General features: G+C 50.9%; 18 protein-coding genes and 1 tRNA gene. 9 read left to right on the forward strand and 10 right to left on the reverse strand.

What is annotated here, in order from left to right; genetic code table 11:
* Positions 1 to 2 precede the first annotated feature (2 nt).
* From iolD to BLS62_RS08200, 3 genes are all read right to left on the reverse strand, one after another.
* On the reverse strand, positions 3 to 1,832 hold the full coding sequence (gene iolD, locus BLS62_RS08190) for a 3D-(3,5/4)-trihydroxycyclohexane-1,2-dione acylhydrolase (decyclizing) (RefSeq protein WP_093179191.1): 1,830 nt from the start codon (positions 1,830 to 1,832) through the stop codon (positions 3 to 5).
* Entirely contained in the window at positions 1,829 to 3,742 is a 1,914-nt protein-coding gene (iolC, locus tag BLS62_RS08195; RefSeq protein ID WP_093179194.1) for a bifunctional 5-dehydro-2-deoxygluconokinase/5-dehydro-2-deoxyphosphogluconate aldolase, read from the reverse strand. Before iolC ends, iolD begins: the two co-directional genes overlap by 4 nt.
* Before the next feature lie 166 nt (positions 3,743 to 3,908).
* A complete protein-coding gene (locus tag BLS62_RS08200; RefSeq protein ID WP_093179197.1) occupies positions 3,909 to 4,760 on the reverse strand; it encodes a MurR/RpiR family transcriptional regulator in 852 nt (283 codons plus the stop codon).
* A gap of 345 nt (positions 4,761 to 5,105) precedes the next feature.
* Between BLS62_RS08200 and BLS62_RS08205 the strand changes: the two genes are divergently transcribed.
* The 5 genes from BLS62_RS08205 to BLS62_RS08225 all read left to right on the forward strand — a co-directional run bounded on the left by BLS62_RS08205 (position 5,106) and on the right by BLS62_RS08225 (position 9,482).
* Positions 5,106 to 6,032, forward strand: a complete 927-nt coding sequence (locus BLS62_RS08205) for a sugar ABC transporter substrate-binding protein (RefSeq protein ID WP_093179200.1) — start codon at positions 5,106 to 5,108, stop codon at positions 6,030 to 6,032.
* A gap of 42 nt (positions 6,033 to 6,074) precedes the next feature.
* On the forward strand, positions 6,075 to 7,202 hold the full coding sequence (locus BLS62_RS08210) for an ABC transporter permease (protein WP_208990751.1): 1,128 nt from the start codon (positions 6,075 to 6,077) through the stop codon (positions 7,200 to 7,202).
* Positions 7,203 to 7,204: 2 nt separating this feature from the next.
* A complete protein-coding gene (locus tag BLS62_RS08215) occupies positions 7,205 to 7,984 on the forward strand; it encodes an ATP-binding cassette domain-containing protein (protein ID WP_093179206.1) in 780 nt (259 codons plus the stop codon).
* A gap of 105 nt (positions 7,985 to 8,089) precedes the next feature.
* Complete coding sequence (locus BLS62_RS08220; RefSeq protein ID WP_093179210.1) at positions 8,090 to 9,223, forward strand: Gfo/Idh/MocA family protein; 1,134 nt, start codon at positions 8,090 to 8,092, stop codon at positions 9,221 to 9,223.
* A 183-nt stretch (positions 9,224 to 9,406) separates the two neighbouring features.
* Positions 9,407 to 9,482: transfer RNA gene (locus tag BLS62_RS08225), tRNA-Phe, on the forward strand.
* 496 nt (positions 9,483 to 9,978) lie between these two features.
* Here BLS62_RS08225 and BLS62_RS08230 read toward each other — a convergent pair.
* The 7 genes from BLS62_RS08230 to BLS62_RS08260 form a co-directional block, all read right to left on the reverse strand.
* Positions 9,979 to 10,554, reverse strand: a complete 576-nt coding sequence (locus BLS62_RS08230) for a TerD family protein (protein ID WP_093179212.1) — start codon at positions 10,552 to 10,554, stop codon at positions 9,979 to 9,981.
* Between the two features lie 15 nt (positions 10,555 to 10,569).
* A complete protein-coding gene (locus BLS62_RS08235; protein WP_093179215.1) occupies positions 10,570 to 11,145 on the reverse strand; it encodes a TerD family protein in 576 nt (191 codons plus the stop codon).
* Positions 11,146 to 11,166: 21 nt separating this feature from the next.
* The gene (locus BLS62_RS08240; protein ID WP_093179218.1) at positions 11,167 to 12,141 is read right to left on the reverse strand and encodes a calcium/sodium antiporter; all 975 of its coding nucleotides are present in this window, start codon (positions 12,139 to 12,141) and stop codon (positions 11,167 to 11,169) included.
* A gap of 56 nt (positions 12,142 to 12,197) precedes the next feature.
* Positions 12,198 to 12,659 (reverse strand): tellurite resistance TerB family protein, encoded by a 462-nt coding sequence (locus BLS62_RS08245; protein ID WP_093179221.1) that lies wholly within the window; start codon positions 12,657 to 12,659, stop codon positions 12,198 to 12,200.
* On the reverse strand, positions 12,659 to 13,246 hold the full coding sequence (locus BLS62_RS08250; protein ID WP_093179224.1) for a TerD family protein: 588 nt from the start codon (positions 13,244 to 13,246) through the stop codon (positions 12,659 to 12,661). The genes BLS62_RS08245 and BLS62_RS08250 overlap by 1 nt, the downstream gene beginning before the upstream one ends.
* 11 nt (positions 13,247 to 13,257) lie before the next feature.
* Positions 13,258 to 13,989 (reverse strand): molecular chaperone DjiA, encoded by a 732-nt coding sequence (locus tag BLS62_RS08255; RefSeq protein WP_093179227.1) that lies wholly within the window; start codon positions 13,987 to 13,989, stop codon positions 13,258 to 13,260.
* A 126-nt stretch (positions 13,990 to 14,115) separates the two neighbouring features.
* Positions 14,116 to 15,288, reverse strand: a complete 1,173-nt coding sequence (locus BLS62_RS08260) for a TerD family protein (protein WP_200798490.1) — start codon at positions 15,286 to 15,288, stop codon at positions 14,116 to 14,118.
* A gap of 233 nt (positions 15,289 to 15,521) precedes the next feature.
* On the opposite strand from BLS62_RS08260, the gene BLS62_RS08265 reads away from it, so the two are divergent.
* From BLS62_RS08265 to BLS62_RS08280, 4 genes are read left to right on the forward strand one after another with little or no spacing between them, the layout of a single operon-like run.
* Complete coding sequence (locus BLS62_RS08265; RefSeq protein WP_093179233.1) at positions 15,522 to 16,772, forward strand: phosphoribosyltransferase domain-containing protein; 1,251 nt, start codon at positions 15,522 to 15,524, stop codon at positions 16,770 to 16,772.
* A 1-nt stretch (position 16,773) separates the two neighbouring features.
* The gene (locus BLS62_RS08270; RefSeq protein ID WP_093179236.1) at positions 16,774 to 17,520 is read left to right on the forward strand and encodes an HAD family hydrolase; all 747 of its coding nucleotides are present in this window, start codon (positions 16,774 to 16,776) and stop codon (positions 17,518 to 17,520) included.
* Between the two features lie 2 nt (positions 17,521 to 17,522).
* Positions 17,523 to 18,623 (forward strand): cysteine protease StiP domain-containing protein, encoded by a 1,101-nt coding sequence (locus BLS62_RS08275; RefSeq protein WP_200798491.1) that lies wholly within the window; start codon positions 17,523 to 17,525, stop codon positions 18,621 to 18,623.
* Entirely contained in the window at positions 18,623 to 19,555 is a 933-nt protein-coding gene (locus tag BLS62_RS08280) for an HpcH/HpaI aldolase/citrate lyase family protein (protein ID WP_093179241.1), read from the forward strand. Before BLS62_RS08275 ends, BLS62_RS08280 begins: the two co-directional genes overlap by 1 nt.
* Positions 19,556 to 19,726 lie beyond the last annotated feature (171 nt).

The raw sequence follows: 19,726 nt of genomic DNA on the forward strand, positions 1-19,726 counted from the left end.
CTTTAGTCTCCCAAACGCTGATCAGCCAGCGCTAACTCATAACCCTTACGGGCTTCATTGACTTCTTTGCGTGCAGACACTTCTGGCACAGCCACATCCCACCAATTGCCACCGGCTTGGGTGGTTGGCAGCGGGTCCGTGTCAATCACGATGCAATAGGATTTAGGGCTTGCTTTGGCGCGTTCCATAGCCTCAGCAAGTTCATCGAGGTTTGAGACATGCTCGGAGGTCGCTCCCATAGCGCCGGCATGAGCTGCAAAGTCGATGTTGGATGGCTCAACGTGGAAAGCATCATCAAGCAGATTGTTGAAGTTCTCACCACCGGTTGCCATTTGCAAACGGTTGATACAGGCGTACCCACGGTTATCAAGCAGAACCACGGTGATCTTCTGACCCAGCATGACGGAAGTCGCCAGCTCGGAGTTCATCATCATGTAGCTGCCATCACCAACCATCACGATAACTTCGTGATCCGGCTTTGCCATCTTCACGCCAAGACCGCCGGCAATTTCATAACCCATGCAGGAGAAGCCGTATTCCACATGGTAACCACCTGGTTTGGCTGTCTTCCAAAGCTTATGCAGTTCCCCCGGCAGGCCACCAGCAGCACACACAACAGTTGTGTTCTCAGTGGTTGAGCGCTGAACAACACCAATCACCTGCGCATCAGTTGGCAAGTCGTTGCCGGTAGGAGCCGCCGTCGCAGCTTCAACACAAGACATCCACTCAGTCAGATGTGCTTCGGTCTCAGTCGTGGCTTTCCAGTTTCCCAGCTGTTCACTCAAGGAGCGCAGGCCAACACGGGCATCACACACCAAAGGAAGGGCATTGTGCTTGCCAGTGTCATAGGAAGCCGCGTTCAGCTGTAAGATACGCCGGTCAGGGTTCTTGAACAAAGACCAGGAGCCGGTGGTAAAGTCCTGCAGGCGGGTGCCAACAGCAAGGATGAGGTCGGCCTCTTCAGCAACAGCATTTGCCGCAGAAGAACCCGTTACACCAACACTGCCAAGGTTTAGCGCATGATCCCAAGGCAGAGCAGATTTGCCCGCCTGAGTTTCTGCAACTGGCACAGTGTGCGTCTCAGCAAAGCGCTTCAGCTCTTCGGTTGCCAGCGAGTAGTGCACGCCGCCGCCAGCAATGATCATCGGGTTTTTAGCGGTGCGAAGAGCTGCAACAGCATTTGCCAACTCATCTGCATCAGGGGCAGGGCGGCGGAACGAGAGCGTGCGCTCTTCAAAGAAGCTGAGCGGCCAGTCGTAAGCCTGTGCCTGAACATCCTGACACATAGACAGTGTAACCGGACCACACTCAACAGGGTCAGTCAAAACGGCCATAGCGCGCGGCAGAGCTGTCAAAAGCTGTTCAGGACGCTGAATACGGTCGAAGTAACGGCTCACAGGGCGGAAACAGTCACTAGCACTCACGGTGCCGTCCTGAAAATCCTCAACCTGCTGCAGAACAGGGTCCGGCGCACGGTTTGCAAACACATCACCTGGCAACATCAAAACCGGCAAACGGTTCACATGCGCCAGAGCCGCAGCCGTCACCATGTTGGTGGCGCCCGGTCCAATGGAGGTGGTCACAGCCATCGCACGGCGGCGATTGGAGGCTTTTGCATAGGCGATGGCAGCGTGTGCCATGCCTTGCTCATTGTGACCGCGATAGGTCTTCAGCTTGTCTTGAACGTGATAAAGCGCTTCACCAAGACCAGCCACGTTCCCATGTCCGAAAATCGCCCAAACACCAGCAATGAAGCTGTCTCCCTCAGGCGTTTTCTGGGCTGCTAGATAGCGAACCAGAGCCTGTGCGGCTGTTAGTCTGATCGTGCTCATGCAACTTCTTTCTTATTTGCTCGGGCCTGCTCCCAGACAGTTCCGAGGCCTTCAAACTTAGCAGCCATATTTGCAACGGCTTGCGCATCGGTGATTTGCCCGCCAAGCCACTTTTCAGCAGCCTCGGCAAAAATTGTTCGGCCAACCGCAAAGCCTTTAACAAGGTCATAGCGTGCGGCAACTTCAAAGCTTGCCGCCAGCTCTTCAGCAGGGGCGTCCAGACCAAGAACAACAATGCCGCGGCACCAAGGGTCGTTCTTTTTCACAGCAGCACAAGTTTTTTCCCAGCCAGCATCCGTTTTAAGCGGCTCCAGTTTCCACCAGTCCGGGTAAACTCCCAGATCATAGAAACGCTGGATGATGGTCGCTGTTGTCTCTTCATCAACCGGACCAACTTTGGACGGAATGACTTCTAGCAAGAACTCAAGACTATTTTCACGGCAGGCGTGCGCCAGACGGACAATGGTCTCTTCGTGGTTGGCTTTCATCGCATCGCTGTCATCAGGATGGTAGAAGCACAGCACCTTGACCACATGTTCGGCTGGCCATTCAGCCAGCTGAGTGCCCAGATCGGGGCCAATTTCCAGCTCAAGCGGACGAGACCCCGGCAATTCAACCGGGCGGCCAATCCAAAGGCCAGAACCTGTTGCCCTAAACAGAGCTTCCTCACCAAGACGGCCATCGCATAAAATGCCGTAACCACTGCCGCCAGCACGAACCTGCTGAGCAGCTTTGAGGCAGAGCTCTTTAAACTCAGGGATCTTATCGGCAGAGGCGCCAACCTTGGCAGCCATGTCTTCCAGCTGTAAGCGATGATCGAAGGCAAACACCTTCATGCTGGACCAATCGCCCTTGCGGTTTGTGGACCAGTGGATCTGCTCAAGCATCTTGTCTTTGCGCAGGGCCCGCTCAGACGCACCGTTCTTAAGGAACCACTGCAACTCTTCCCAGCTTGGGTAAGCAGGCGCGCAGCCATGACGAGATACCGCAAAAGCACCACAGGCATTGGCGTAGGTGAGGGTGGTTTCCCAGACCTCATCTTTCAACCAGCCACGCAGCAACCCAGACATAAAGCCATCGCCCGCGCCAAGCACGTTGAACACTTCAATTGGGAAGCCCGGACCAGAACGGCCATCATCAAGGTTTTTGCCAATCGCATCTTCAAACACAACAGCGCCCATCGGGCCGCGTTTGCACACGAGTGCAGCCTTGCTCACGCCGCGCACAGCATTGAGGGCTTCAAGTGTGTTCGTTGACCCGCCAGCGATGTGGAACTCTTCTTCCGTCCCTACAATCAAGTCGAACAGGTGTAAGTGGCTTAAAAGCTTTGCAGTCACGTCAGCAGAGGCGATAAACCGCTCTTCGCCGTCACCATGACCAGCTAAACCCCAAAGGTTTGGACGGTAATCAATGTCCAATGCAGTGCGAGCACCATTCTCCTTGGCAAGACGCAGCGCTTTTAAAACAGCAGCTTCAGTCTTGGGGTTGGAAAGGTGTGTGCCTGTTACTGTGATACAGCCCGCTTGCGCAATAAACTCAGGATCAATGTCGTCTTCGCACAATGCCATGTCAGCACAGTTTTCGCGGTAAAAGATCAGCGGAAACTGCTCTTTGTCGCGAATGCCAAGAATAACAAGAGCAGTCAAACGCTCTTTGTCAGTGACAAGACCGTCGACGCAAACGCCTTCCTTAACAAGCTGCTCCCGGATGAAGCGTCCCATATGCTCATCGCCCACGCGGGAAATAAGAGCAGACTTCAATCCGAGGCGGGCTGTGCCCACCGACATGTTCGTAGGTGAGCCGCCGACATACTTTTTAAAAGAAGACATGTCTTCAAGCCGGCTGCCTACCTGTGTCCCGTACAGGTCAACCGAAGACCGGCCGATTGTGATGACATCTAGCGATTTCAAGGGTATCTCCCAAACAACTATTAGCTATAATTGAAAGATTACATATTCCAAAAGTATTCACAAGTGGAATATCTGTTCAAAAATGGAATGCGTGGCATTCCAAAAATCATGATGCATTCATTCCGTTATGGCGTGAGCGCGTTCCATTTGATTCCCAAGCGGTATTCTAAGAGAGGGACGTCCACTTTCTCGCATCTCCAACGGCCACAGCAATGGAGGATGCCAGACACATGGTTGTGGAGAGCGAGCGAAACGCCCCGTGTTCCGCCTCATTCACTTCCAATACAGTGGAAGAAACACGGGCAACAGGAGACAAAACACTGTCTGTCAGAGAGATGACAGAGACGCCTCTACCGTATGCTTTACTCGCGAACTCAACAACCTCTGGAGAATAGGGGCTGAAGGTGGCAACAAACAGGGCATCCGTTTCATCGATGAACTGAATGCGCTCCTCAAGAATGCCGCCAGTTCCTTCCAGAAGGTTCGTCCGCACACCCATTTTGCCAAGCGTATAATGCAAGTAACTGACAACTGGAAAAGCACGGCGCAACCCAAGTAAATGTATGTTTTCTGCGGCTGCCAGCGCATCAATGGCCTTTTGAAGGGCCGTCGTATCCACTTGTCGCAGCAATTCATCTAAGGACTGTTTGGAGCGTTCCACAAAGTTTCCAAGGATGCTGCCCGGAGTATTCGTGCCGCTCTCCCGGATTTTGGTCAGGCGCTCAGTATATTCGGAGCTGCGTCCAACCAGCTGGCCCTGGAAGATCTGCTGCATCTGAGAAAAGCCGTCAAATCCCAGTGTTTGCGCAAACCGGACAAGTGTGGAGGGCTGCACACCAGCAGCACTCGCAATTTCAGCCGTTGTGCCGAGGGCGATTCTGTCTGGATTCGCCAAAGCGTATCGCGCGCACTGCAGAAGACGCTTCGGCATGCTGTCCGAAAGAATACTTATACGCGTCTTGAGACTCTCATAATCTGAAGGAACGTCAGGGCTTAGGGCTTCTAAATTCTGTGTCATAAAAAAAGGCTATTCCAAAACTTGAAAAACAGCAATGTATGTTCTATAAATTTAGAATGAATTTTCTGAATTAGAATAATTTGGATAAGTTCTGCGATCATGGAGCCGGTCACACGCGCTCCACTTGGTCTCACATCATAAGGCAATCTGATCTTGTCAGATTTGCCGATACCAGGTTCTTCTTGGTAGGGTGTGGGATGCTGCTTTTGCCCGTGGGACGGCTGAGCACAATTATATATGCGGCAACGCAATCTGAAGTTTGGTGTTTGTGGACGAGATAAACATCAGATTCTTAAGGGGAAACCCTGTTTTAAAATTGGCATCCGCCAATCTTGGGAGGTTTAAATGAAAAAGACTTTACGTGCGTTCGTAGCGGCAGCTGCGATCATGGCTGCTCCTGCGGCAATGGCAACCGACATCATCGTTGTTAGCCACGGTCAGGCAAACGATCCATTCTGGTCTGTTGTTAAAAACGGCGTAGACAAAGCAGCCAAAGACAGCGGCGCAAATGTCTCCTACCGTGCTCCTGAAACATTTGACATGGTTGCTATGAGCCAGCTGATTGATGCAGCGGTTGTGCAGGAGCCGGATGGGATTGTTGTTTCCATTCCAGATGGTGATGCGCTCGGACCGTCAATCACCAAAGCTGTTGAAGCTGGCATTCCAGTTATCTCCATGAACTCCGGTAGTGATGTTGCTGGCAAGCTCGGTGCACTTTTACATGTAGGTCAGGACGAATATGACGCTGGTAAAGCTGCTGGTGCAAAACTGGCTGAGATGGGCGGTAAAACCGGCATCTGTGTGAACCAGGAAGTTGGCAACGTTTCTCTTGACCTGCGTTGTGATGGTTTTGCTGCTGGTTTCGGTGGTGCTGTGACTGTTGTTCCAACTGGCAACGATCCGGCAGAAGTTGAAGCAAAAATCAAAGCGGCTCTGGAATCCAACGATGACATCGACACCATCATGGCACTCGGTGCATCCCTCGTAGGTGAACCTGCTGTTGCCGCTGTTGAAGCTGTTGGCAAAAACGGTTCTGTAAACATCGCGACATTCGACATGTCCCCAGGCTTCCTGACTGCAGTGGCTGAAGGTAACGCAGCGTTTGCGATCGACCAGCAGCAGTTCCTGCAGGGCTACCTGCCTGTTATCTTCCTTGCTTTGAATGCTGAGTACGGCCTCATCCCGGGTGGCGACGTTCCATCTGGTCCAAACCTCATCACTGCAGACAAAGCAGCCCAGGTTGTTGAGCTGTCCGCTAAAGGCATCCGTTAAGGAGCTTTGCTATGAGAGGGATGGGCTCCATCCCTCTCACCTATGCAAACTGAGGTAAATAATATGTCCGATCTTGCTGTTGAGAGCGCGGACGAAAGAGTAAAAAAAATCTCGTTCATCTCCCGGCTTATGAAGCGCCCAGAACTTGGTGCTCTTGCAGGGTTAGCTCTCGTAACGCTCTTTTTCATTTTCACTGCAGACCCTAAAATGTTCACCCTTGCGGGGATCATGAACTTTATGACACCAGCGTCTCAGCTGGGTATTCTGGCAATCGGGGCCGCTCTGCTCATGATTGGCGGCGAGTTTGATCTCTCCGTTGGCTCGATGGTTGCCTTTACTGGCCTCATCTTCGGCGCAGCCATGGTGACATTTGAGTTGCCTCTTTATGCTGCGATTATCGTCACATTTATGGTTGCGGCGGCAATGGGGGCGATTAACGGCCAGATCGTTATTCGCACAGGCTTGCCATCCTTCATCGTAACTCTGGCGTTTTTGTTCATCCTGCGCGGCCTGTCTCTGGTCGGCCTTAAAGCCGCAACTGGTGGCTCCACTCAGCTGCGAGGTGTCCGCGAAAAAGTTCAAGGCAGCTGGCTTGCTGATTTCTTCAGCGGTGAAGCCTTTACGCCTTTGTTCCATCAGCTCGCAGAAGCTGGTTGGATCGATACCTTCAAATCCGGCAAGCCGAAAGTAGATGGCATTCCGGTTGAGATCCTCTGGTTCATGTTACTTGCAGGCGTTGCAACCTGGATCTTGCTCCGCTCCCGGTTCGGCAGCTGGATTTTTGCGACAGGCGGCGACAGCAATGCAGCCAGCAACTCTGGTGTGCCAGTGCGCAAAGTGAAGATGTACCTCTTCATGTTCACCGCATGTTGTGCAGCATTGGTCGCAATTCTGACTGTGATGGATGCAGGCTCTACAGATGCCCGCCGTGGTTTCCAAAAAGAGTTTGAAGCTATCATCGCAGCTGTCATCGGGGGCTGTTTGCTCACCGGTGGGTATGGGTCTGCAATCGGTGCGTTCTTCGGCTCCATCATCTTCGGTATGGTGCTCATCGGTCTCAGCTACACCAACATCGATCAGGACTGGTACCTGGTTTTCCTCGGGTCTATGTTGCTTATCGCGGTGTTGTTTAACAACATGATCCGCAAGCGCGTAACAGGGGAGCGTTGATCATGTCCCAACCTATTGTTGAGATGAAAGACATCCAGAAGCACTTCGGTTCTGTGATTGCTTTGGCTGGCGTTTCCTTCACTGTCATGCCCGGCGAAGTCCATTGTTTGCTGGGTGATAACGGCGCTGGTAAATCCACGTTCATCAAAACCATGTCTGGCGTTCATAAGCCAAGCAAAGGTGAGATCTTCGTGGATGGAAAAAAGCAAGTCTTTGAAAGCCCGCGTGATGCCATGAACGCAGGCATTGCAACGGTTCATCAGGACCTTGCTATGATCCCGCTCATGTCCATCACCCGTAATTTCTGGCTGGGTCATGAACCAACCAAAAGCTTCGGGCCGCTCAAGTATTACGATCTGAAAAAAGCCAATGCTGTCACCATGGAAGAAATGGCAAAAATGGGCATTCGCCTGCGTGAGCCAGATCAGGCCGTGGGCACATTGTCTGGTGGTGAGCGGCAAACAGTTGCCATCGCACGCGCCGTTTACTTTGGCGCAAAAGTGCTGATCCTTGATGAGCCTACCTCTGCTCTTGGTGTGCGCCAGACCTCTAATGTGCTGGCAACCATGGATAAGGTTCGCAAAAAAGGCGTGGGTGTCGTGTTTATCTCTCACAATGTGCGCCATGCGATGGCGGTGGGAGATCGCTTCACGGTTCTAAACCGAGGCAAAACTCTTGGCACCGCCAAAAAAGGCGAGATCAATGCTGAGGAACTGCAAGACTTGATGGCCGGTGGGCAGGAGCTCGCCAGCTTGGAAGCATCGTTGGGCGGTACCGTTTAAAGCGGACACGAACCCACGGAAGACTGAGGAGCGGCATTACCCAATCGTGCCGCTTCTCCATTATATCAATGCCCGCAATAAATGGGCGCTTTCAGGACAACTGAGATGGAAAAAATCGGCGTAGGTCTGATTGGAACCGGGTACATGGGCAAATGCCATGCTTTGGCATGGAATGCTGTTTCCGGTGTGTTTGGCGGTGAGTTAAAGCCAGAACTGGTAACTCTTGCTGAAGTGAACGAAGAGCTCGCGGCAGCGCGGGCAAAAGACTTTGGCTTTGCCAAGTCAACGGGCAACTGGCGCGATATGCTGTCGGACCCTGATATACAGATTATTTCCATCACGACGCCCAACCAGTTCCATCCGGAAATGGCCATTGAGGCGCTGGAAGCTGGCAAGCACGTCTACTGCGAAAAGCCTATGGCACCATCGTTTGCTGATGCGCGAAAAATGCTGGAAGCTGCTCGCAAATCCGGCAAAAAAACCTTCCTTGGGTACAACTACATTCAAAACCCAATGATGCGCCGCATCCGCGATCTGTTGAAGGCCGGTGAAACTGGGGAAGTCTTGCAAGTCCGTCTGGAAATGGACGAAGACTTCATGGCCAACCCGGCCGATGAGTGGGGCATCAAAAGCGGTGCGACCTCCGGTTACGGTGCGCTGGATGATTTCGGCGTACATACACTGTCTCTGCTCAGCGCTCTGGATCTCGGTATTGAGAAAGTCATGTGCCACATGACCAAGCCATACGCGACCCGTAAGGATGCAGCAGGCAACGACAAAGCCGTTGAGACCTATGACGCGGCCACTGTGCTGTTTGAGCTTGCAAATGGCGGCAACGGTACGCTCCAGCTCAACCGCTCCGCATGGGGCCGGAAGGGCCGCATTGCCGTGCAGATCTTCGGGTCCAAAGGCTCAATCCTGTATGATCAGGAACGCATGAACGAAATGCAGGTCTACAAAGCAGAAGGCGATGTGGCGGGGCAGGGCTTCACAACTGTTCTGGCAGGTCCGGTACATGCACCTTATGACCGCTTCATCCCAGCTGCAGGGCATGGCCTCGGCTTTAATGATCTCAAGATCATCGAGGTCAACGAGATCCTGAAGAGCTTGCAGGGTCAAGACAGCCATCTGATTGATTTTGAAAAAGGGATCGCCATTGAAGGCCTCGTGCACGCAATGGCAAAATCTCATGAGCAATCTGGATGGGTGGATGTAAACTCAGCGCTGGTAACTGCCTGAAGTGACTGAAATGGAAGATGCACGGGTGTGCGTGCATCTTCATCTCCTACCTAGCAAAGAAAAGTATGTAAGCCCCTAAAAGGTTTTGGGAAAACTTTTCAAGAGCGCTGGACAGGAGAAAGTTCCCACCCTATAACACGCTCACATTCGCGGGACAGAAAACATCTTGGCCTCAGCGATAGTGCCCGAATAGCTCAGTTGGTAGAGCAGCGGATTGAAAATTCGCGTGTCGGTGGTTCAAATCCGCCTTCGGGCACCATTTATCTCCCCAATAAATTGATGCTCTCGATGTTGGTTATCTGGCCTTCCTTCGTGGTTCGACAAGTTAATCCTCTGAGTTTGATGCTTTTGTTCCTCCTAAGTTCAACTGCCTGATACGGCCTAGGCATATTTGTTAGCCGTCGGCTGGAGCAGCCGTCAGTCATAACGAACACAGAGGCTTGCAGTCTCCTTAGGTGTTCGCAGTAGGCATTTGAACTTCGCGCTCAATACAGTCAGCTGAAAAGGACAGCGCTTTCGCGAAGGAGGCGACACTGTTGATCTTCAGGTGTGGCAGCTGAAACTCGGCGAGCTCCGTGAGTGGCGCTAACTGGCTGGCTTCGGTATCGAATGTAATGACAGGAAGATATGCAGTCTGTAGGGCATAGGAACTTGGATTAGAGCTGCGTAGAGTAAGTCCGCGCTTATCCGATGTTCCTCAGAGGCTTGATATGAAAAGCCCGGGCATTACGCCCGGACTGGTTGTCGTTGGTAGATTAAATGTTCACACCGTGGCTTGAGGCAAGTGGTCCAAGCCCACCAGCAAAGCCTGCGCCAACCGCTTTAAACTTCCAGTCTTCATTGTGACGGTAGAGTTCGCCGAAAATCAACGCGGTTTCAACGGAGTAATCTTCGCTGAGGTCGTAGCGAACAATCTCAGCTTCTCCGGCTTGGTTTATCACGCGGATAAAAGCGTTCTCAACCTGTCCAAAGTTCTGCTTACGCGCTTCGGCTTCATGAATAGTGACCGAGAAAACGATCTTTTTGACATCAGCTGGAACTTTGGTCAGGTTAACTTTAACCTGCTCATCGTCTCCGTCGCCTTCGCCAGTACGATTGTCGCCCATGTGCAAGACAGAGCCGTCAGCGCCTTCTTTGTTGTTGTAAAACACAAAGTCACTGTCGGAGCGGACTTTGCCATTGTCGCCACAGATGAAAACAGAGGCGTCCAGATCAAAATCAACACCATCGGTGGCCCGTGAATCCCAGCCAAGCCCAATGGTTACAGCGCTGAGGCCCGGAGCCTCTTTAGTGAGAGAAACATTCCCACCCTTTTGTAGTGATACAGCCATTTCAATTTCCTCTAATCAAATATTGACGCCAAATTGGGAACACATAGCTTGCAAGCCGCCGGCGTATCCCTGACCCACAGCCCGGAATTTCCATTCGCCGTTATGGCGATAAAGTTCACCGAAGACCATGGCGGTTTCTGTCGAGTAGTCCTCGGACAGGTCGTAGCGTACAACCTCGGCGGAGGTTTGCTCGTTGACAACACGAATAAAGGCGTTCTCAACCTGACCGAAGCTTTGCTTGCGTTCTGCACCTTCGTGAATTGTCACGCTGATGGCTACTTTTTGAACGTCCTGCGGAATCTTCGACAAATCGACCTTGATTTTCTCATCATCCCCATCGCCTTCACCGGTACGGTTGTCACCGGTGTGACTGACGGAGCTGCAGGTGGAGTTCATCTGGTTATAGAAAATGAAGTCCGCTTCTGAGCGTACTTTTCCGCTTTCTTCCAGCAAGAATGCTGAGGCATCCAGATCAAACTCCTTACCGTCTGTAGAGCGTGGATCCCATCCAAGGCCGATAATGGTTTTCGTCAGACCGGGTGCTTCTTTGGTGAGTGAAAGGTTTTGACCTTTCGACAATGACAAAGCCATTTGTAATTCCCCTTGATTTAATTAGCCGACAAAGAGTGTGCTGTATTGGAACGAAATGAAAGCAACATAGCCAGCAGTGAAGAGCCCACCAGTTAATCGGCCAAAGCTTTTCATGAAGAACAAGAAACCCGCAAAGATGGCAGTGACCACCACGACCGCAGGGATGTCGAACGTTAAGAAGTCCGGTGCTGCTACAAGTGGTTTTACAATTGCAGTCAGCGCGACGATGGAAAGGATGTTGAAGATATTTGAGCCAACAATTCCACCAATGATCATATCCGAGTGGCCCTTGCGCGCGGCTGCCAGGCAAGTTGAAAGCTCCGGTAAAGACGTGCCGAAAGCAACAACGGTCATCCCGATGACAGCTTCCCTTACGCCGAGCGCTACACCACCAGCGACTGCGCCTCGAACAAGAACCTCGGAGCCAACAACCATTGCGCCAAAGCCGAGAGCAAGCGTTAGAATCGCTTTGCCCATGCCACTGAAGTCAGCTTCTTCATCAGCATCCTCGTCGTCGTCCCCAAGGCTGTCATTCATGTACTGGTAGATAACGTAGCCAATAATACCAGCGAACATCAGGAGGCCCATGAGCCGGGTGAAGGTTCCCGTTATAACACCGCCGACCAGAACAACAGTCGCGATGATCATAACAATGGTGTCAATGCGCACACGTGATCGATCAATTGCAATTGGCATGATCATGGCGGAAATCCCGATCACCATGAAGACGTTTGCAATGTTTGACCCCACCACATTCCCAAGGGAAATGCCCGCGAACCCGGACAGGTTTGCATTGATGGATGTGAATAATTCCGGAGCTGAAGTTCCAAATGCTACGATGGTAGCCGCAATGAAAAGCTTTGATAGGCCAGATTTCTCAGCGATCCAGGCTGCTGCTTCAATGGTCCAGTCGCCTCCCTTAATCAGGAGAAAAAGCCCAAATCCAATAGCCCCGATTGCGAGAACCCCGAGTTCATAACTCGCGAGAGAATGCATGTAATTACGATCTTTCTAGTGAAGGAAATTGGGCAGTAAGCTGCCCAATTTTTTGGTTAAATGCCGAACTCTTGCGCATCTAAATTGAGTTCTTTGCAGATGTCCCGCACAGTGGCTTTTTCATCATCATCGAAATCTCCGTCTGATGCACCGATGGCGCATGCAACGCGAACAAGGAGACGAGCTTGATCATCTTTACCCTTGAGCTGTGCAATTGCCTTCAGAGCTTCACCACGACCGATGATCTGATCGAACTCAAAGCCTTCAATGAACTTGTTAAAGCTTGCGATGACTTTAGGTGTCTCGAAATGCTTGAGTTCATCTGACCGTTGAAGGAAAGCAACCATCTTCTGTTTTTCATCAGAAGACACGTTTCCATCTGCTGCTGCAATCATTGCGCAGGCGGCAATAACCGCATCGAGGAACGTTTGGTTGCGAAATTTGGAGACCTCTGCGGAGAGAGCAGCGCGGGCGCTAGCCCCTTTGGCACGCAGCCGTTCAAAGAATGTTTCTGACATTAAATTACCCTAACTGCATCATCGATGATGTCTTTTGCGGTTCTACCCTGGCAAGGCGTACCATGAGCCGTCATAGTCCAGCCGCCATTTTCTTTTGACATTGAAGCCATAACAACACCGGTATGACGCCCTTTTTCTTTAAGGTCATAGCGGCAGATTTCTTGGTTTTTAGTGTGGTCAACCAACCGTGCAAATGCGTTCTCAACTTCGTCAAACGATTGTCCACGAAATGAGTTCACAGTAAAGACGAGGTGTTCCACGTTAGCCGGCAATTTGGCAAGGTCTACGTAGATGACTTCATCATCGCCGTCACCTTCGCCTGTGAGATTGTCTCCGCCGTGCTTGATTGATCCATCACGCGAATTTAGCTGTTGGAAAAAGACAAGATCAATAGCGGCTTTGTTCTTATCAAACAGAACTGCGGACGCATCCAGATCGATTTCGCTGGCGCCGCCACCGAACATTTTCTTAAGGAAACCACCCTTTTGTTCAACTGGATCCCATCCAAGGCCCATGAAGATTTTGGTAAGTCCGGGGCTTTCTTTGGTTAAAGAAAGCGGCTTCCCTTTTGTAAGGCTAATCGCCATTGTTCATTCCTTTAAAATTGAGGAGCGTAATGCACACTGGCATCCTTGAGCTCCTCGTAAGCTTTGTTGATATCTTTGATGCGTGATGTAGCCAGGGCGACCATCTCTTGAGGCGCTCCCGTAGCAATTAGACGATCCGGGTGGTTTTCTTTAACTTTTGCAAGCCAAGCATTGCGAACTTCATCCGCAGCTGCATCCGGATGAACTTCGAGTACAATGCTGGCATTCCAGGCATCGGGAATATGGCGTGCCTTCAGCCACTCGAAGCGGGATTGAGAAATGCCAAAGATCTCGGCAACCTCTTCCAAAAAGTTTTCTTCATCTGCGTGATAAACGCCATCAGCCATTGCAATGTGAAACAGTGCATCCATCACATCGCAGCGTCGGTTATCTGCGTGTTCACCTTCGCCCAAAAGTTTGTGTATTTGCCCCGCATAGCTTTGGTATCCAGACACATCTTGCCTGCATAGGTTAAAAACGCGAATGGCGTTTCCTTCTTCCTCAGGCGGAATTTCAACGATTGCGCGGAAAACAATCACTTCTGAGTTCGTCACCAAACCATCTGCTTTGGCTAGCTTTGCACATAATGCGATTAAGGCGATTGAAAAGGCTACACTGTCTTCCCCTTGGCCAAACCGGGGGAGTATGTTCCCTACATCGCTCAAAAAAAGCTCGATATAGCGCAGTAACTTTTGCCAGAAATTCTCTGGAGGTTGAGCTGCGGGAGAAAGGCTTTCCGACATTAATAACCCTTAAGGTTCAATCGAAGTTTCGACTTTTCACAAAGTTTAACTTGCACAATCTTTGTGGCGAAAAACATCAAAATCGATGCCTTTTGCGACGCGTTCCTGTGGATTAATGTCGCAGGCTTATTTGCGGCCTGCCACCCATTTCATACCCCAACCGTAAGCTTCGTCCATTTGGCGATGTCCCTTGAAGAAGCGATTTTCGCGATTTACACGAATTTGACCGCCTTCATTTTCAAGAAGAGCAACTGCACACATCCCATCACGAGAACCATGTTCATTCATGCGCACTTCAATTTCCGGCTGGTCGGGGACGAGGATACGTATCGCGCCATCAGTCTCACGCCAATCTGGGCTGCCTTCATAAATGAAAGCGTAAACGAGCACGCGCCGTAATTTGCTCCATTGTTCGCCGTTAATCTCGAGCCACTCGCCGTCCGTAGTCGCGCCGGTGCGGTCATCTCCATTAAGAAAAGCGTAGGGAAAGCTAGAGTAGTTCCCGAAAGTATTTCCCAGTGCCTGAACAGCCGTCACTGTACCATCGATACCTTCCACGAAGGCGCCAACGTCGAGGTCAATCCCGCTTTTACCCATCCCGAACAGGCCACTGGACTTCTTTTTCTGGTTCCAATTCAGATTTACGCGGATCTTTCCAAATCTTCCGTCTTCCTTTTTGAGGGAAATACGGCTTTCGTTTTTTGTTAGTGAAACCTTGGAGAGATTAACTTTGGGCGGCGCTACTGTTTTGGGTGCCGGGCTGGGTCTGGTGACTGGCGCATCGGAGGGAGCTGCAACTTCGATGCCGAAATGTTCAGCAATCGCCTTCAGACCACCATTGAATCCCTGTCCGACGTGCCGGATTTTCCAAGCGCCGTTGCGCTTATAAATCTCTGCAAGGATCAAGGCACGCTCTTCTCGGCCTTCACAAGAAATTTCGATGTGGGTACTGTCAAGCGAAAGCGCCAAACGCCCGTTTAGCGCAGAAAATGGATTTGTATCGTCTGTCGTTGCAGTGAAAACAATTTTTTCAGCATCCTGGGGGATCTGGCTCAGGTTTAGAAAAAACGTTGCCCCGGTGCTGGTCTGCTCAAATTTCACGGCACCATCTGAGATGCTGGGCTGGTTATAAAAGCACATGTCGCCGTCGCCGCGTACTTTGCCCCCAGAGTAAATCTGGAGCGCGGTTATATCAATATTTGAGCCAGCAGGAAATTCAACATGAACATTTGTGTTCGGATTGCCAATCGAGGTATTTGCCCCCATAGGTAACGACATCATTATTTCCCGCTCTACCAATTTAATACAAACAAATATATGGCTACGAAATATAGAATATCAATCAAATAGGCTGCACCCAATGTCAAATTCAATTTAACCAGTGATAAAATTATTGAAGTGCGACGTTCCAGCTTTGATCTGCAAAGCCGCAAAGGTGACTAAATAGACGTCTAACACCGCTCAGGGAGCATTCAGATTCGGATCTGTAATACGCGTATAGTATTCATCAATACCCTCCTGTAGGAAGTTACGTGGCTATTTTTAAAAAGGGATTATTGCGTGTGGAAAGCTTAGATTATTGTGCACCGTCTCCAACCGGAACCGCAGAGTACGCTTTTCGAACGGGTAAGCTGGAACTGAGGATTGATCGCGTTGATGTGGAAAATTTGTTTGTTCTAGCCGAACGACAAAACCCTAAACGCGCCTTTCTTTTTGTTTCTACAGTTTTAGGGCGCCATATCCCGGTCACTCCCTCCAAACATCGTGATGCACTTTGGGCTCTGACTGAGAAAACACAACCGCTCCTGCTGGATGGCCCGATCTTTGTTATGGGGTATGCTGAAACTGCGGTAGGAATTGGCGCGGGTATTTTCGATTGTTTACACCAGAAGCTTCCTGATCGAAAGATTGGCTATCTCCACACGACGCGCCACGTAATGAGAAATGCATTACCTTGGTTCACAATCATTGAAGGTCACAGCCATGCGCAAGATCACAATATTATGCGCCCGGACGAATCCTATTGTGAATTTGGACCGCAAAGCACTCTTGTGTTGGTTGATGATGAAACGACGACCGGAAACACCTTTGCTCAATTGGCTGAAGGTTTGTATGCGCAAGGTGCAAAATTTGGCCGTATAATTCTGGTGACATTGACAGACTGGTCAGATGATCGTGCACGGGCTTGTGTTGAGGCTGTTACCGGCGGCACAGAAACTGTTGCGGTGTCACTCATGTCTGGCAGCTGGGTCTGGAAACAAGACGATAGCGCCAAACTTCCCAAACTGCCCGCAGTTGCGGCGGCAAAGTGCCCTCCTTGGGAGTCGGATTCTTGCTCCAGTTTTAGCTCACCCCGGAATGGACTAAAAGGAGACGAGATGTCCGGTGGTGACCATCTTCTCTCTACTTTGCCAGTCCCACCGATGGGTGATCGTGATAAACGGATTTTGGTGATCGGAACGGGCGAGCATGTTTGGCAACCGTTTCTGTACGCCGAGGCAGTCGAGCAGGTCTCCCCTGATACACGTCAGGTTGGCTTCATTGCAACCACCCGATCACCTATCTTATCTGGGCCAGCGATCGAGCATAAAATAACCTTTCCGGATCATTTTGGGATAGGGCTGGACATGTACTTGCACAATGTAGAGCCAGATGATTGGGACCGAATAGTGCTATTCACCGAAACGACCATTGAGGGGGTCCACCCCATATTGCGCCGTGCTCTAGGCAAAGGGCATATCGTAGATAAAGATGGTCAAGTGTTTGAAATGATGAACTTTTAGTATGACGATGTCCCCCATTGTGTTCACAGATCTGGATGATACCCTTTTCCAAACCGCTGGAAAAATGAGTGTTGATCCCAGCCCGCACCTGATAGCTTCACACGCTACAAACGGCAAACATTCTTACATGAACGAGGCTCAATCAGCCATGTTCAATTGGCTCAATGTGACCACACGCCTTATCCCAGTGACTGCTCGCTCTACAGATGCGCTGGAACGCTGTGTACTGCCTTTTTCTGATTATAAGATAGCCTCTAACGGCGCTGTAATTCTGAGGGAGGATGGGACACTTGACCCAGAGTGGTTTGATCGTACCCGGAACATTTCTGCCGCTAAATCGGAGTTTTTGGAGTTCATACAAAACGTCGTCACTGAGCGCGCTCAAGCGTCACAGCTGCGTCACTGGATCGTTTATGAACAACAGCTTCCTATCTACTTCTGCGTAAAGTCGAACGGCGACGAAGCTTGGCTAGACGAGCAGCAATCGGTCCTGGATGAAGTTGTCGGCGATCAGCTTTTTTGCCACCGAAACGGCAACAATCTGGCCTACATGCCACATGAGATTTCGAAACACTCAGCCGTGGAGTATCTGATCAAGGAAATAGCGGGGAGTGATCGCCGCCCAATTTGGGGTATGGGTGATAGCCTGACCGATTTGCCGTTTATGGAAGCTTGCCAGATGATGGTTGTTCCATCCGGTAGCCAAACCCACAATGCACTGGAAACGCTCCCAAAGAGGGGCGTCTGACAGTGCTAGATAACGCCATTTTAAGCTCCGGAACCTACCATCCATCTGACGTTTTGTTCCTGCTCAAGCAGGTCGCTATCGAGCCTACGCCGGTGGACGAAAAAGAACGACTGATTCAGACGGGTGCTGCTCATTACTCTGAAATGATTTCGCAGGAGCGCCGGCCTGATGAACATTATCTGGAGCTTTTTGAGCAGGCACGCAGTCGTGGTGACGTCCGCATAGCACGGGAAATTGTTGGGCTTGCAAAGGCCATCAAAATGCGGATTGCCAAGGGCGAACTGGATGCGCAGATAACTTTGTGTTCCTTGGTGCGCGCAGGTGTTCCCTATGGTGTGCTGCTGCATCGCGAACTTAAAGCCACGGGCGTTGATTGCCAGCATTACGGGGTTTCTATCATCCGCGATAAAGGCCTTGATACCAATGCAATGCGCTATATTACAAGCCGTCGTAATATAGATGGCATCCTCTTTGTGGATGGCTGGACCGGCAAGGGTGCCATATCTCGCGAGCTGGAAACCAGTTGGCAGGCATTTGCGGGTACCAATCCTGAACTTGTTGTGCTGGCGGACCCGTCTGGGTTTGCAACCATGTCAGGTTCACATGAGGATTGGCTCATTCCCTCAGGCATTCTAGGTGCCAACATCTCAGGGCTGATTAGTCGGTCTATTCTATCAAAGGATCTCATCGCACCCGGTGATTTTCATGGATACATTCCGGTGAACCATCTGGCAGACATCGATGTGAGCCGAGCCTTCGTGGACCGGATTTCCAGCCTTTGCGAGACAGAGCGTGAGAGTTGCGGCGCAATCATCAATGGTCCGACGACACTCAAGCAGTTACGCCAGAATACGATGCATTGTGTGCATCTGGTTGCAAAACTAAATCAGGTGGACAATCTCAACCGGATAAAACCTGGGATTTCTGAAGCAACCCGCGCAATTTTGCGGCGTAAACCCAAGAAAGTCTATATTCGTTCGCAGGAAGACGAAGATTTGAGTGCCTTGATACATCTGTGCCAAACAGGCCAGGTTCCCCTTGAGGTATCCCCCACACTGACTGGTCCTTTTCGGGCGATTACATTAATTGAGAAGATGTCGTAATGGTTGATTTCCACCACATGTTCTCAGCATACGGTCTCGGCGCTACACTTTATGTGCCGATCATCCATCACAAAGTACCAGATATCCTTACTGGCAGGACAAATAGTCCAGCCTCTTCTGTTGTTCTTTGTCTCGAAGATGCGCTTGCAGAAAGTGATGTTGAACGTGCAGTAGGGACACTGCGTGAGCTTCTTCCTCAAATTAACCAGAGTTCAGACCTTCGAGTTTTTGTTCGTCCGAGATCGCTGAGCATGGGACATCGTTTGGCATCCTTCAAAAACATAGACCGAATTGAAGGGTTCGTTGCGCCAAAGGTGCGTCCGGATACAACAGCTGATTGGATGCAGTTGGTCTCCTCTGCGGGATTGGCCATCATGCCTACACTGGAGTCTGCCGACTATTTTGATCCAGGCTGCATTGTAGCCTTTAGAGATGTCCTAAGCGATTATGATCACAGGCTTGTTTCTGCAGTCCGCCTTGGCGGCAATGACTTCCTGGGAGCGCTGGGTCTACGCCGGGAACGTGGGATGACATCTTGGGAGGGGCCACTTGGATGGGTGCTTTCAATGTGCTCGTCTATGCTGATTTCTGCCGGGTATCCCGTTGCTGCTCCCGTGTTCGATATTATCGACGATCCGGACACCTTAAGACGTGAAGTTCAGCGCGATGTAGCTGCGGGTTTCGTGTCAAAAACGGTTATCCATCCATGTCAGGTTCCCATAATAGTTGAAGGCATGAAAGTATCTGAGCAGGAGTTGCAGCAAGCAAAGGCAATTATCGAAAAGGACGCCTTAGCCGTTTTTCAAATTGGTGGTGCAATGTGTGAACCTGCTACTCACAGCAACTGGGCCCGGCGAGTTCTCGCTCGTGAACGCATTTTTGGCTGCAAATCCGCTTCTTCACCCGGCATTCCGATGCGCGTGTGTGTGTAGAGTTTGCTCGGGGAATTAGAACTATGGAGTTAAGCGGATTTAGCTGCTGAAACTGGCGCAATGCCAACAACAGAACAACCAGACGTCCCCGTCAAAAGTCCAAGCCAGCTTTTAAAGCCCGAATTACCAACCAATTTTCCGTGGACCTTCCAAAAGAAAAGGCGCCCGTTT

The organism is Pseudovibrio sp. Tun.PSC04-5.I4 (assembly GCF_900104145.1).
GTDB lineage: Bacteria > Pseudomonadota > Alphaproteobacteria > Rhizobiales > Stappiaceae > Pseudovibrio.

Excerpts from the sequence above, each read along its gene's own strand:
- iolD (WP_093179191.1), bottom strand. The coding sequence starts at position 1,832 with ATGAGCACGATCAGACTAACAGCCGCACAGGCTCTGGTTCGCTATCTA.
- BLS62_RS08200 (WP_093179197.1), bottom strand. The coding sequence starts at position 4,760 with ATGACACAGAATTTAGAAGCCCTAAGCCCTGACGTTCCTTCAGATTAT.
- BLS62_RS08205 (WP_093179200.1), top strand. The coding sequence starts at position 5,106 with ATGAAAAAGACTTTACGTGCGTTCGTAGCGGCAGCTGCGATCATGGCT.
- BLS62_RS08210 (WP_208990751.1), top strand. The coding sequence starts at position 6,075 with ATGCAAACTGAGGTAAATAATATGTCCGATCTTGCTGTTGAGAGCGCG.
- BLS62_RS08215 (WP_093179206.1), top strand. The coding sequence starts at position 7,205 with ATGTCCCAACCTATTGTTGAGATGAAAGACATCCAGAAGCACTTCGGT.
- BLS62_RS08220 (WP_093179210.1), top strand. The coding sequence starts at position 8,090 with ATGGAAAAAATCGGCGTAGGTCTGATTGGAACCGGGTACATGGGCAAA.
- BLS62_RS08230 (WP_093179212.1), bottom strand. The coding sequence starts at position 10,554 with ATGGCTGTATCACTACAAAAGGGTGGGAATGTTTCTCTCACTAAAGAG.
- BLS62_RS08235 (WP_093179215.1), bottom strand. The coding sequence starts at position 11,145 with ATGGCTTTGTCATTGTCGAAAGGTCAAAACCTTTCACTCACCAAAGAA.
- BLS62_RS08240 (WP_093179218.1), bottom strand. The coding sequence starts at position 12,141 with ATGCATTCTCTCGCGAGTTATGAACTCGGGGTTCTCGCAATCGGGGCT.
- BLS62_RS08245 (WP_093179221.1), bottom strand. The coding sequence starts at position 12,659 with ATGTCAGAAACATTCTTTGAACGGCTGCGTGCCAAAGGGGCTAGCGCC.
- BLS62_RS08250 (WP_093179224.1), bottom strand. The coding sequence starts at position 13,246 with ATGGCGATTAGCCTTACAAAAGGGAAGCCGCTTTCTTTAACCAAAGAA.
- BLS62_RS08255 (WP_093179227.1), bottom strand. The coding sequence starts at position 13,989 with ATGTCGGAAAGCCTTTCTCCCGCAGCTCAACCTCCAGAGAATTTCTGG.
- BLS62_RS08270 (WP_093179236.1), top strand. The coding sequence starts at position 16,774 with ATGACGATGTCCCCCATTGTGTTCACAGATCTGGATGATACCCTTTTC.
- BLS62_RS08280 (WP_093179241.1), top strand. The coding sequence starts at position 18,623 with ATGGTTGATTTCCACCACATGTTCTCAGCATACGGTCTCGGCGCTACA.